Source organism: Enterobacter sp. fkY84-1 (assembly GCF_052974705.1).
The window spans coordinates 117322-129846 of sequence record NZ_CP169393.1; the positions used below are offsets into that span (position 1 = coordinate 117322).

Here is a 12525-nt window from a genome sequence, read left to right on the forward strand (position 1 = left end):
TTATCTTCCCAACCACGGCTGTGGATTGACCGCCTGACCCTGACGACGAATTTCGAAATAGAGTGACGGGCGGCCCTGACCGCCACTGCTGCCCACAAGGGCGATGGGTTGGCCAGCGCGCACCTGCGTGCCGACGCTGACCAGCGCGCTCTGGTTGTAGCCGTAAAGACTCATGTCGCCTTTACCGTGCTCGACCACTACCACAAGCCCGTAACCCTGCAGCCAGTCGGCCAGAATCACGCGGCCATCGGCGATGGCTTTCACTTCGCTACCTTCAGACGCACCGATAACGATCCCTTTCCAACGTAGCTCACCCTGCAGCTGTTCGCCATAGCGATGCAGAATTGAACCGCGAACGGGCCAGAAAGCCTGACCGCGAGGAGAGCCGAGGCCGCCGGTACGCGACATCAGGGAACGTTCGCTTTCGCTTGGCTTGTAGGTCGTGCCTTTGCGGGACGCTTCCTGCTGCTTGTCGCGAACGGCCTGCGCCTCGCGAGCCTCTTTTTCGGCGCGCGCTTTCGCCGCGGCTTCCGCACGGGCGATGCTGTTACGCAGTTTGGATTCGTTGGCGCGCATTTCGCTCAGCTGGCTCTGCCCTTCCTGAATGGAGGACTCGAGACCGGCCAGGGTTTTCTTACGCTCGTTGCGTGCCTGCTCAAGCTTTGCCTGCTGGGCCTGCTGATCGTAGAGCAGCGTCTGCTGCTGGCTCTGCTTCTCTTCCAGCTCGGCTTTTTGCGTGGAAACCTCTTCGCGCGTCTGCTTCAGCTGCGCGATCGTCTCCTGACGCGCCTGGTTCAGATAGCCAAAGTAGGCCTGCAGGCGCTGGCCGCGCTGGCTCTCTTCGCCGCTGAGGATCAGCTGGAGCCCGGTATGTTCACCCTGGCGGAATGCGGCATCAAGCTGTGCGGCAAGGTTGCGCTCCTGCGCATCGCGCTGGCGCTCCAGTTTGGCAATCGACGCGTTCATCTCGTCGATCTGCTTATTCAACTGGGCAAGGGTGTTTTGCGTTTCACGGAGTTTACGTGTGGCAGCGGAGATGGCCTCTTCCTGCTGCTTAAGCTGGGCGAGCAGGGCGGCGCGCTGTTGCTGCTGTTGGCGTACCGCACGCTCTTTGGCGGCGATATCGGCCTGAATGGATTTCAGCTGGTCGCGGTCATCCGCGTGGGCGGATGCGGCGCACAGCAATACGCCAGCGCTGAGTGCGCTGGCGTAAAACAGAGGTCTGACTGATAACCTAAGCGGCTTCACGACCCATGTGATTGAAAAAATCGCCTTTCCCCTCATGGGGAGCGATTATTCCACGATGAACAGCGGCTTACCAGTCATCTCTTCAGGGATCGGCATCCCCATCAGCGACAACATGGTTGGCGCGATGTCAGAAAGCTTGCCGCCTTCTACGGCTTTCACTGATTTATCACCCACATAAATCAGCGGAACCGGCAGGTTGGTGTGGGCGGTGTGCGCCTGTCCGGTCGCCGGGTCGCGCATCTGTTCAGCGTTACCGTGATCCGCGGTGATCAGCAGCTGGCCGCCAACGGATTCAACCGCTTTCGCCACCTGCTCAACGCAGTGGTCCAGCGCTTCAACCGCTTTCACTGCCGCTTCCATCACCCCGGTATGACCGACCATGTCGCCGTTCGGGTAGTTACAGATGATAGTGTCGTATTTGCCGCTCTCGATGGCCGCAACCAATTTTTCAGTCAATTCTGCAGAGCTCATTTCTGGCTGCAGATCGTAGGTGGCGACTTTCGGGGAGTTGATCAGAATACGTTCTTCGCCTTTGAACGGCTCTTCAACGCCACCGTTAAAGAAGAAGGTCACGTGCGCGTATTTTTCCGTTTCGGAGATACGCAGCTGCGTTTTGTCGTTCTTCGCCATCCACTCACCGAAGGTGTTTGCCAGCGAGGCGGGTGGGTACGCGCACGGCGCTTTGATGTCTGCCGCGTATTCGGTCAGCTGGATGAAGTCGATGTTTACCACTTTCTTACGGGCAAAACCGTCGAAGTCGCTGTTGACGAACGCACGGGTGATTTCGCGCGCGCGGTCAGCGCGGAAGTTCATGAAGATCAGCGCGTCGCCGTCTTCCATGGCGGCATCGGCCTGGCCTTCAGCGCGAATCACGGACGCTTTCACGAATTCGTCGTTTTCATCGCGTGCATAAGCCGCTTCCAGCGCTTCAACGGCGGTCGCAAACTGGAATTCCCCTTTTGCCAGGGTCAGCAGGTCATAGGCCTGTTCAACGCGATCCCAGCGGTTGTCGCGGTCCATGGCGTAGTAACGACCAATGATGGAGGCCACGCGGCCTTTACCCAGCGCGGCGAATTTGTCTTCGAAGGCTTTCAGGGAGCCTTCCGCACTGCGTGGTGGCGTGTCGCGACCGTCCAGGAAGGCGTGCAGATAGATTTTTTCCGCACCGCGCTCAGCGGCCAGTTCAACCATCGCCATGATGTGATCTTCGTGGCTGTGAACGCCGCCAGCAGAGAGCAGACCCATGATGTGAACGGCCTTGCCAGCAGCAACGGCTTTATCAACCGCGCCACACAACGTTGGGTTGGAGAAGAAGGTGCGTTCTTTGATTTCAACGTCCAGACGCGTCAGGTCCTGATACACGATACGCCCGGCGCCCAGGTTAACGTGACCGACTTCGGAGTTGCCCATCTGGCGGTCCGGCAGGCCCACTTCCAGGCCAGACGCGTCAATCAGCGTATGCGGACGTTTTGCCCACAGGGCATCCATGACCGGGGTTTTGGCGTTGAAAATAGCGTTATCCTGGCTGTCTTCACGGTAGCCATAGCCATCCAGAATCACCAGTACCATAGGTTTTTTAGAAACCGACATTGCGACAACCTCATGCTCAAGAGTCAAAATTTGCGTAATTTTACTACAGCTGAATCGATCAAATAGCCGCAGAAGATCAAAGAAAGCGCAGGGGCAAGGGACTCACCAGACCATTTTGAGGCATTTTTTTAGGTGGCATGCCGCAGAAAATGGATTAGGTTAGGGTCGCTGGCTGTATTTGCCAGAACGCACAGGTATACTCCTGTCCTGGTTTTTTTAATCACTAAGTCGGGAGTAGTTACCCTCCATGCAAGAAATTATGCAATTCGTTAGCCGCCATCCGGTTCTGAGCATCGCGTGGATTGGCCTGCTGGCTGCTGTGCTGTTCACCACATTTAAGAGCCTGACGTCTAAGATTAAGGTTATCACCCGTGGTGAAGCGACGCGTCTGATTAACAAAGAAGATGCTGTCGTGGTCGATCTGCGTCAGCGTGACGATTTCCGCAAAGGGCACATTGCAGGTGCGATTAACCTGCTGCCTGCTGAAATCAAAGCGAACAACGTGGGCGAGCTTGAGAAGCATAAAGCCCAGCCGATTATCGTTGTTGACGGTACCGGCATGCAGGCGCAGGAATCCGCCAGCCTGCTACATAAAGCAGGCTTCGAAAACGTATCTGTGCTGAAAGAAGGCATTTCCGGCTGGAGCGGGGAAAATCTTCCTTTGGTACGCGGTAAATAAGGAGTTCAGTCATGGCCCATATTGAGATCTACACCAAAGCGACGTGCCCGTTCTGCCACCGTGCGAAAGCGCTGCTGAACAGCAAAGGCGTCACGTTCCAGGAACTGCCGATTGACGGTGACGCGATTAAACGCGAAGAGATGATCCAACGTAGTGGTCGTACGACGGTTCCACAGATTTTTATTGATGCGCAGCACATTGGCGGCTGTGATGACTTGTATGCGCTCGATGCCCGTGGTGGACTCGATCCGCTGCTGAGCTAAGAGACTTTAGGACAATTAAAAAGGGTATTTCCATGTCAGAACAAAGCAATAATGAAATGATTTTCCAGATCCAGCGCATCTACACCAAAGATGTCTCTTTTGAAGCGCCAAATGCGCCGCACGTTTTCCAGAAAGACTGGCAGCCAGAGGTTAAACTTGATCTGGATACCGCATCAACCCAACTGGCTGATGACGTGTATGAAGTCGTACTGCGTGTGACCGTGACCGCTTCTCTGGGCGAAGAGACTGCTTTCCTGTGTGAAGTACAGCAGGGCGGTATCTTCTCCATCGGCGGTATCGAAGGCAACCAGATGGCGCATTGCCTGGGTGCGTACTGCCCGAACATTCTGTTCCCGTATGCACGTGAATGCATCACCAGCCTGGTTTCTCGCGGTACATTCCCGCAACTGAACCTTGCGCCAGTTAACTTTGATGCGCTGTTCATGAACTATCTGCAGCAGCAAGCTGGCGAAGGTGCTGAACAACATCAGGATGCCTGATGAGCACTGTTAATGCGTCAATGACTGTGATCGGTGCCGGCTCATACGGCACCGCTCTTGCCATCACGCTGGCAAGAAATGGTCACGATGTGGTCCTGTGGGGCCACGACCCAAAACATATCGCGACGCTACAGCGCGACCGCTGTAACGTGGCGTTTCTCCCGGACGTTCCGTTCCCTGACACCCTGCACCTTGAAAGCGACCTTGCGACCGCGCTTGCGGCCAGCCGCAACATTCTGATTGTGGTCCCGAGCCATGTCTTTGGCGACGTGCTGCGTCAGATTAAGCCGCTGATGCGCCCGGATGCGCGCATTGTCTGGGCGACGAAAGGACTGGAAGCCGAAACCGGACGCCTGTTGCAGGACGTTGCCCGCGAAGCGCTGGGTGATGCGATCCCGCTGGCGGTCATCTCCGGCCCGACCTTTGCCAAAGAGCTGGCCGCTGGCCTGCCGACGGCGATTTCACTGGCCTCCACCGATCGGGCCTTCTCCGACGATCTCCAGCAGTTGCTGCACTGCGGCAAGAGCTTCCGCGTTTACAGCAACCCCGATTTTATCGGCGTGCAGCTGGGCGGCGCGGTGAAGAACGTGATTGCGATTGGCGCCGGGATGTCCGACGGCATTGGTTTTGGTGCCAACGCCCGTACGGCGCTGATCACCCGCGGTCTGACCGAGATGTCCCGCCTGGGCGAAGCGCTGGGTGCCGATCCGGCCACCTTTATGGGGATGGCTGGCCTGGGCGATCTGGTGCTGACCTGTACCGACAACCAGTCTCGTAACCGCCGCTTTGGCATGATGCTCGGACAGGGCAGCGATGTGAAAGACGCGCAGGAGAAGATTGGCCAGGTGGTGGAAGGCTACCGCAATACCAAAGAAGTCCGCGAGTTGGCGCACCGTTTCGGTGTCGAAATGCCAATAACCGAGGAAATTTATCAGGTATTGTATTGCGGAAAAAATGCGCGCGAGGCAGCATTGACCTTATTAGGTCGTGCGCGCAAGGACGAGCGCAGCAGTAACTAGTCGGAACCGTTGTCACCTGAATGACCCAGCCAGCGCAGAACTGGCTGGTCATTAACTATCGTCTGGAGTAAGCAATGCCGTGTGAAGAACTGGATATCGTCTGGAATAACATTAAAGCCGAAGCCCGGGCGCTGGCCGACTGTGAGCCTATGCTGGCCAGTTTCTACCACGCAACGCTACTCAAGCACGAAAACCTCGGCAGCGCGCTGAGCTATATGCTCGCCAACAAGCTGGCGTCCTCGATCATGCCCGCGATTGCGATTCGTGAGGTGGTGGAAGAGGCTTACGCCGCTGACCCGGAAATGATCGCCTCTGCCGCCTGCGATATCCAGGCGGTGCGCACGCGTGACCCGGCGGTCGATAAATATTCTACGCCGCTGCTGTACCTGAAAGGCTTCCACGCCCTGCAGGCTTACCGCATCGGCCACTGGCTATGGAATGAAGGCCGCCGCGCGCTGGCGATCTTCCTGCAAAACCAGGTTTCCGTGACGTTTCAGGTTGATATTCACCCGGCGGCGAAGATTGGCCGCGGGATCATGCTCGACCACGCCACCGGGATCGTTGTCGGGGAAACGGCGGTGATTGAAGACGACGTCTCGATTCTGCAGTCGGTTACCCTGGGCGGTACCGGGAAAACCAGCGGCGATCGCCATCCGAAAATTCGTGAAGGGGTGATGATTGGCGCGGGTGCCAAAATCCTCGGCAATATCGAAGTCGGACGCGGCGCGAAGATCGGCGCAGGCTCCGTGGTGCTCCAGCCGGTGCCGCCGCACACCACCGCCGCTGGCGTACCGGCGCGCATCGTCGGTAAGCCAGACAGCGATAAGCCGTCCATGGATATGGATCAGCACTTCAACGGCATTCACCATACCTTCGAGTATGGTGACGGTATTTAACTTCTGAGAATGGCGCCCGGATATCCCAGCTGGCGCCATGCTTCATACACCACCACCGACACCGCGTTCGACAGGTTCATGCTGCGGCTGTCCGGCATCATCGGAATACGGATTTTCTGCTCAGCGGGCAGGGCATCCAGGATCGTGGCCGGCAGGCCGCGGGTTTCCGGGCCAAACATCAGATAGTCACCTGCCTGATAGCTTACGGCGCTGTGCGCGGGCGTGCCTTTGGTGGTCAGGGCGAACATGCGCTGCGGCTGCTCTGCTTCCAGAAACGCGGCGTAATCGTGATGGCGAATAACGGCGGTAAATTCATGATAATCCAGCCCTGCGCGACGCAGGCGTTTGTCGTCCCACGTAAAGCCCATCGGCTCAATAATGTGCAGACGAAAACCGGTGTTGGCACACAGGCGGATAATATTGCCGGTATTCGGCGGAATTTCTGGTTCGAATAAAACGATGTTAAGCATGCTGCCCCCTTAATTGCGGGGGCAGAATAGCAGAAAAGAGAGGAACTACGCGACGCCGGGTTCCTGCGAGCGGCTGTACAGCATTTTGTAGACGGTTGCCGCAGCGGCCACCAGAGCGGGCACGCTGAGGATCATTAAAATACTGTCTGCCTGCCACTGCATGGAAAGAAGCTGGGCGCTGGTCATGGTTCCCGCCACGCCGCCAAAGCGGCCGATGCCCTGCATCCAGGCGATGCCCGTCGCGCGGCACTCGGTAGGGTAAAAGGTGGCGGCCAGGGTCTGCATGCCCGACTGCGCACCGTTCATCGCGATCCCCATCAGGAAGATCAGCCCGCCAAACAGGGCGATATGGTTATGCTCAATGCCCAGTAACAGAATAAGGCCCATCGTCAGGACGAAACCACACGCAACCACCCTGTGCGCTTCCCAGCGGTCCATCATCCAGCCCGCGAGCAGGATCCCCGCGGTACCGCCGAAGGTGAACAGCGAAGTCAGCCAGGCGGATTCCGCCAGGGCATAGCCCATCCCTTGCATCAGCGTCGGCATCCAGCTCAGCAGGACGTAATAAATCACCAGTCCCATAAAGTAGGTGATCCACAGCATCAGGGTGCCGGGTAGCCAGGGCATGGAAAACAGCTGCGACACGCTCCCTTTTTTAGACGCGACCTTCTCCTCCGCCAGGAAAAAGCCCGTGATGCCCTCCAGCGTGCTGCGCGAGAACCGGCTGGCGATACGGCGGATCTGCATGACATCTTTCCCGCGCTGCACCAGAAACTTCACCGACTCCGGTAAAAGCAGCGCCAGCAGCAGCGTTAAAATCAGCGGCGCAATTGCCCCGGTCAGCAGCACGCTTCGCCAGCCGTGGTGGGGAATCAGCCAGGACGAGATCGCGCCGCCGCCCGCCGCACCCAGAGGGAAGCCGCAGTACATGGTATTTATCGCCATGGCGCGACAGCGCTGGGGGGCAAACTCGGAGATCAGCGTAATGGCATTCGGCATGGCGGCGCCGAGCCCCAGGCCCGTCAGAAAGCGCCACAGCGTCAGGGTGTTGAGGCTTTGCGCCCAGGCCGTGCCCAGGCTTGCCAGGCCGAAGAACAGGCAGGAGAAGACCAGCACGCGCTTGCGCCCCATCCGGTCCGATACCGGACCGGCAATCAGCGCGCCCAGCGACAGCCCCAGCAGCGCCGCGCTCAGCACCGGCCCCAGATCCTGCTTATGGATCCCCCATTCTGCCGACAGCGTGGGCGCGATGTAGCCCATCGCCGCCGTATCAAAGCCATCGATCGCCAGAACCAGAAAGCCCAGCACAATGAGCAGCCAGTGAAACCCTGAAAAGCGGCTGTCGTCGATCACCTGCTGAATATCCACCTTACCTGAATAGGTCATACGCTCCCCTCTGATGTGATGTTGTTTTTGTGTTCTTGTCTTTGCTTGTCTATACAATTGCGGGCGACAGGTGGATGTCAAATTTTCTTATCCAATATGTTATCTGGATGTTATTTTTGGCATAAAAAAGCGCCCGAGGGGGAGATCGGACGCGTGAGAAGAGGTGTTAACGAGGGATAATTCAGGCCGCGTTTCCCTGAGCAAGCGGAGCCAGCGCGGCCGGTAATTTGCTTAACTCCTGAACCAGAGAATCCCTGCTGATTTCGCTAATCGTTTTTGCACCGGTCAGCGTCATCGCCACCTTCATCTCTTTTTCGATCAGGTTAAGCAGATTCGCCACGCCCGCCTGGCCCGCCGTCGCCAGGGCGTACAGATACGCGCGGCCCAGCAGCACGCTGTCGGCACCCAGCGCAATCATGCGCACCACGTCCAGCCCGTTGCGGATCCCGCTGTCGGCCAGGATGGCAATATCGCCTTTCACCGCATCGGCAATGGCCGGCAGGGCGCGGGCGGAGGAGAGCACCCCGTCGAGCTGGCGGCCGCCGTGGTTAGAAACCACAATCCCGTCTGCGCCAAAGCGGACCGCATCGCGGGCATCTTCCGGGTCGAGGATCCCCTTGATCACCATCGGGCCGTCCCAGAATTCGCGGATCCACTCCAGGTCTTTCCAGGAGATGGACGGATCGAAGTTGTTCGCCAGCCAGCCGATGTAATCCTCCAGCCCGGTGGGTTTACCCAGATACGCCGAGATATTCCCCAGATCGTGTGGACGACCGTTCAGGCCGACGTCCCACGCCCACTGTGGATGCGTTACCGCCTGCCAGTAGCGGCGGAGCGCCGCATTTGGGCCGCTCATGCCGGAGTGCGCATCGCGGTAGCGCGCGCCGGGGGTCGGCATATCAACGGTAAAGACCAGCGTGGAGCAGCCCGCCGCTTTGGCGCGCTCCAGCGCGTTACGCATAAAGCCGCGATCGCGCAGGACGTACAGCTGGAACCACATTGGCCGCTTGATGGTCGGGGCGACCTCTTCAATCGGGCAGACCGAGACGGTAGAGAGGGTAAACGGAATGCCTTTGGCATCTGCCGCGGCGGCGGCCTGCACTTCACCACGGCGGGCGTACATGCCGCATAAGCCGACAGGTGCGAGCGCGACCGGCATGGAGAGCGTTTCGTTGAACAGTTTCGTCTCAAGGCTGAGGTCAGACATGTTCTTCAGCACGCGCTGGCGCAGCGCCACCTCCGACAGGTCTTCCACGTTGCGGCGCAGGGTGTATTCGGCATACGCCCCTCCGTCAATGTAGTGGAACAGGAACGGGGGCAAAATGCGCTGCGCCGCGGCGCGATAGTCACTGGCTGCTGAAATAATCATGCTTTGTTCTCCCTGGAAATATCACTGTCGCCAGGCAGACGGGTAATACGCGCCTGTCGGGCCTGGTCTTCATCGAATCGTTTTATCGTGGTATGCACGAAACCGAGATGCGCCATCATCGCTTTGCGTGCGGCCTCGGCATCACCGGCCAGAATGGCGTTGAGCACCGCCTCGTGCTGTTCGGTCAGCTGGGCAAACACCGGCGGAACCAGATACATCCGCTGGCGGCTCTGCTTCACGGAGGATTGCAGCAGGTCGAAGAACCCGCGCATGGTCTGGAGCAGCACGACGTTGTGCGACGCCTCGGCAATCGCCAGGTGAAAACGCACGTCCGCCTGGGAGGCGATGTCCGGGTCGCTGCTTTGCGTGGCCTCAAAGCAGGCGATGAGTTTCTCTTTGTCGGCGTCGGTTGCCCGCATGGCCGCGTGCCAGGCGGTACTGGTTTCGATGGCGTGACGCGCTTCAAGGATGTCGAAGCTGTAGTCCGGGTCGTTCTCCATCAGCGTTTTCAGCGGCTGAACGATGTTTTGCTCGGACCAGTCGTCATGCTGCCAGCGTACAAAGGTGCCGCCGCCGCGACGGCTTACCAGCACCCCTTCGCTGACCAGCGTTGCCAGCGCCTCGCGCAGTGAATTGCGCGACACGCCAAGCTGGGCGGCGAGCTGGCGTTCGGCGGGCAACTTCATGCCCGCTTCCAGCTGTTGTTCTTCAATCAGCGCCCTCACGCGAGAGGCAATCTCGTCGGACAGGCGTCTGGGCATCACTATCATGGGATCATCCAGGTTAAGACATAGGCCTGCAGGGTGGTGATGACTCCGACCATACAGGTGAATATCAGGCTATGTTTCACGGTAAAGCGGAACAGATCCGACTCTTTACCGACCAGTCCCACCGCCGCACAGGCAATGGCAATGGACTGCGGGGAGATCATTTTCCCGGTCACGCCGCCCGTCGTGTTCGCGGCCACCAGCAGGACGTCCGACACGCCAATCTGCTGGGCCGCCGTTGCCTGCAGTGCGGCAAACAGGGCGTTAGACGAGGTATCGGAACCGGTCAGGAACACCCCCAGCCAGCCGAGGAACGGCGAGAAGAAGGTGAAGGCGTGGCTGGTATGGGCCAGCGCCAGTGCCAGCGTCGACGACAGACCGGAGTAGTTCGAGATAAACGCGAACGCCAGCACCATGCCGATGGAGTAAATCGGCAGCATCAGCTCTTTTACGGTCGCCGCAAAGGTCTGTACCGCCGCCGCAGGCTTCATGCGCAGCCACACCACGGAAAGAATAGCGGCAAACAGGATGGCGGTCCCGGTGGCGGAGAACCAGTCGAATTTATAGACCGCGGCATACGGCGTGGCGGCGTGCACCACCGGCGGCATACGGGCGACCATCTTGTCGAGGAACGGCACCGAAACGTTAATGACCATGTCGTACAACGCGCCGCCCGGGGCGAACAGGGCTTTAAACGGCGGGATGCTCCACAGCGTAACCGTGGCGGTCAGGAACAGGAACGGCGACCAGGCGCGGATCACCTGGCCTGCGGTGTAGCCGGTGCGGGCCAGCGTTTGATCGACCTGTGAGGCGCCCATGTCGGCGAAGCGGAAAATACGAACCGGCTGCCAGCGTTTCAGGAACAGCGTCAGGCAGACCAGCGACACCAGCGAAGAGATGATGTCCGGCAGCTCCGGGCCAAGGAAGTTCGAGCTGAGGTACTGGGCAATCGCGAACGAACCGCCCGCCACCATCACCGCAGGCCAGGTCTCCTTCACGCCGCGCCAGCCGTCCATAATCGCCATGATCCAGAAGAGGACGATAATGGTCAGGAACGGCAGCTGGCGGCCAACCATCTGGCCAATCTCAAAGCTGTCCAGACCGGTCACCTGGCCCGCGACCAGAATCGGAATACCCATCGCGCCAAACGCCACCGGCGCGGTGTTCACAATCAGGCACAGGCCCGCGGCATACAGCGGGTTAAAGCCCAGCCCCACCAGCAGCGCGGCGGTGATCGCCACCGGTGCGCCAAAGCCTGCCGCGCCTTCCAGAAACGCCCCGAAGGAGAAGCCGACAATCAGCATCTGCAGGCGCTGGTCCGGCGTGATGGAGAGAATCGACGAGCGGATGATGTCGAACTGCCCGGTTTTCACCGAAATTTTATAGACGAAGACCGCCGCGATGATGATCCACGCAATCGGCCACAGGCCGTAGAAGAAACCGTAGACGACGGAGGCCAACGCGCGATCGACCGGCATCTTGTAGAAGAACAGCGCCACCATCAGGGCGATGGCGACGGTGTACGTCGCGGCAAGGTAGCCCTTCAGCTTGAGCTTAATCAGCGCAAAGAAGAAGAACAGGATCGGCAGCGATGCGATCAGGCTCGATAGCCAGATATTTCCGGCCGGGTCGTAGTTTTGTTGCCAGAGGCTCATGCAGGTCTCCTGGGGACCAGACAGCCTGCGCTGCGGGTGAGTCTCCGCTCATCTCTGCGTCACAGTCTGTGTAAAAGTGGTCCTGCCAATGTTGTGTTGTAGGGTTAATGACAATGAATGGTTAACCAGATGTTATGAGCTAGCAATGGTTTTGTGAGCGGAAATAATGGAATTGTGAACCGGGGGAGGATTGATTGCGCTATTGGTTGGACCAATTCACGCGAAGGGGAAAAGAGTAGGCCGGGTAAGCGCAGCGCCACCCGGCATGAAATCAAAACGCGGTCTTACAAAAGCCCGTCATCTCTTTCAGGCCCATTTCGCGGCCAAGCTCGGTCATCGGGTGAACCACTACCAGACCACGAACGCTTTTCTTCAGCTTGCCCATGTCGGCCTGCTCTTTTTTGGTGATCGCACGGCGGTGCGGCATGTTCATCAGCTTCTGCGCTTCTTTGCTCAGCTTCTGGCCTTTGACTTCGCGCAGGCGCTCAATCTCCGCTTCCAGCTTCGCGGTCTCTTTTTCAAGCTCGGCGTACTTCTCGGCGGAATCGACCAGCGACAGGCCCGCCATCTGGTGGCGGATCAGATCCAGGCGGTCGCTCAGGCGTTTAATTTCGTTCTTTTCGACTTCTTTCATGACAAATAACTCTGAAAACGGGGAATTTACAGGGAAGGATACACCAATG

The 12525-nt window shown here is 58.6% G+C and carries 13 protein-coding genes; 5 read left to right on the forward strand and 8 right to left on the reverse strand.

Going from position 1 to position 12525, the window contains the following annotated elements:
* Positions 1-1260 carry a murein hydrolase activator EnvC gene (envC, locus tag ACEPLT_RS00535; RefSeq protein ID WP_025910576.1) on the reverse strand — a complete coding sequence of 420 codons (1260 nt, stop codon included), beginning with the start codon at positions 1258-1260 and terminating at the stop codon, positions 1-3.
* Between the two features lie 33 nt (positions 1261-1293).
* A complete protein-coding gene (gene gpmM / locus ACEPLT_RS00540) occupies positions 1294-2838 on the reverse strand; it encodes a 2,3-bisphosphoglycerate-independent phosphoglycerate mutase (RefSeq protein WP_023294812.1) in 1545 nt (514 codons plus the stop codon).
* A 247-nt stretch (positions 2839-3085) separates the two neighbouring features.
* On the opposite strand from gpmM, the gene ACEPLT_RS00545 reads away from it, so the two are divergent.
* From ACEPLT_RS00545 to cysE, 5 genes are all read left to right on the forward strand, one after another.
* The gene (locus tag ACEPLT_RS00545; RefSeq protein ID WP_008502714.1) at positions 3086-3517 is read left to right on the forward strand and encodes a rhodanese-like domain-containing protein; all 432 of its coding nucleotides are present in this window, start codon (positions 3086-3088) and stop codon (positions 3515-3517) included.
* Between the two features lie 11 nt (positions 3518-3528).
* A complete protein-coding gene (grxC, locus tag ACEPLT_RS00550) occupies positions 3529-3780 on the forward strand; it encodes a glutaredoxin 3 (protein ID WP_008502715.1) in 252 nt (83 codons plus the stop codon).
* 32 nt (positions 3781-3812) lie between these two features.
* A complete protein-coding gene (gene secB / locus ACEPLT_RS00555) occupies positions 3813-4280 on the forward strand; it encodes a protein-export chaperone SecB (RefSeq protein ID WP_008502716.1) in 468 nt (155 codons plus the stop codon).
* Complete coding sequence (gene gpsA / locus ACEPLT_RS00560) at positions 4280-5299, forward strand: NAD(P)H-dependent glycerol-3-phosphate dehydrogenase (RefSeq protein ID WP_232929140.1); 1020 nt, start codon at positions 4280-4282, stop codon at positions 5297-5299. Before secB ends, gpsA begins: the two co-directional genes overlap by 1 nt.
* A 74-nt stretch (positions 5300-5373) precedes the next feature.
* A complete protein-coding gene (cysE, locus tag ACEPLT_RS00565; RefSeq protein ID WP_008502718.1) occupies positions 5374-6195 on the forward strand; it encodes a serine O-acetyltransferase in 822 nt (273 codons plus the stop codon).
* On the opposite strand, the gene trmL is transcribed toward cysE, so the two are convergent.
* The 6 genes from trmL to ACEPLT_RS00595 form a co-directional block, all read right to left on the reverse strand.
* Positions 6192-6665 carry a tRNA (uridine(34)/cytosine(34)/5-carboxymethylaminomethyluridine(34)-2'-O)-methyltransferase TrmL gene (gene trmL / locus ACEPLT_RS00570; RefSeq protein WP_021242431.1) on the reverse strand — a complete coding sequence of 158 codons (474 nt, stop codon included), beginning with the start codon at positions 6663-6665 and terminating at the stop codon, positions 6192-6194. The genes cysE and trmL overlap by 4 nt on opposite strands.
* Before the next feature lie 45 nt (positions 6666-6710).
* Positions 6711-8051: an MFS transporter gene (locus ACEPLT_RS00575; protein ID WP_032675733.1), complete on the reverse strand. Its 1341-nt coding sequence runs from the start codon at positions 8049-8051 to the stop codon at positions 6711-6713.
* Positions 8052-8232: 181 nt separating this feature from the next.
* On the reverse strand, positions 8233-9420 hold the full coding sequence (gene lldD / locus ACEPLT_RS00580; RefSeq protein WP_008502721.1) for a quinone-dependent L-lactate dehydrogenase: 1188 nt from the start codon (positions 9418-9420) through the stop codon (positions 8233-8235).
* Complete coding sequence (lldR, locus tag ACEPLT_RS00585; protein WP_023294814.1) at positions 9417-10190, reverse strand: transcriptional regulator LldR; 774 nt, start codon at positions 10188-10190, stop codon at positions 9417-9419. Before lldR ends, lldD begins: the two co-directional genes overlap by 4 nt.
* Entirely contained in the window at positions 10187-11842 is a 1656-nt protein-coding gene (gene lldP, locus ACEPLT_RS00590) for an L-lactate permease (RefSeq protein WP_023294815.1), read from the reverse strand. Before lldP ends, lldR begins: the two co-directional genes overlap by 4 nt.
* A gap of 271 nt (positions 11843-12113) precedes the next feature.
* On the reverse strand, positions 12114-12476 hold the full coding sequence (locus ACEPLT_RS00595; RefSeq protein ID WP_008502724.1) for a YibL family ribosome-associated protein: 363 nt from the start codon (positions 12474-12476) through the stop codon (positions 12114-12116).
* Positions 12477-12525 lie beyond the last annotated feature (49 nt).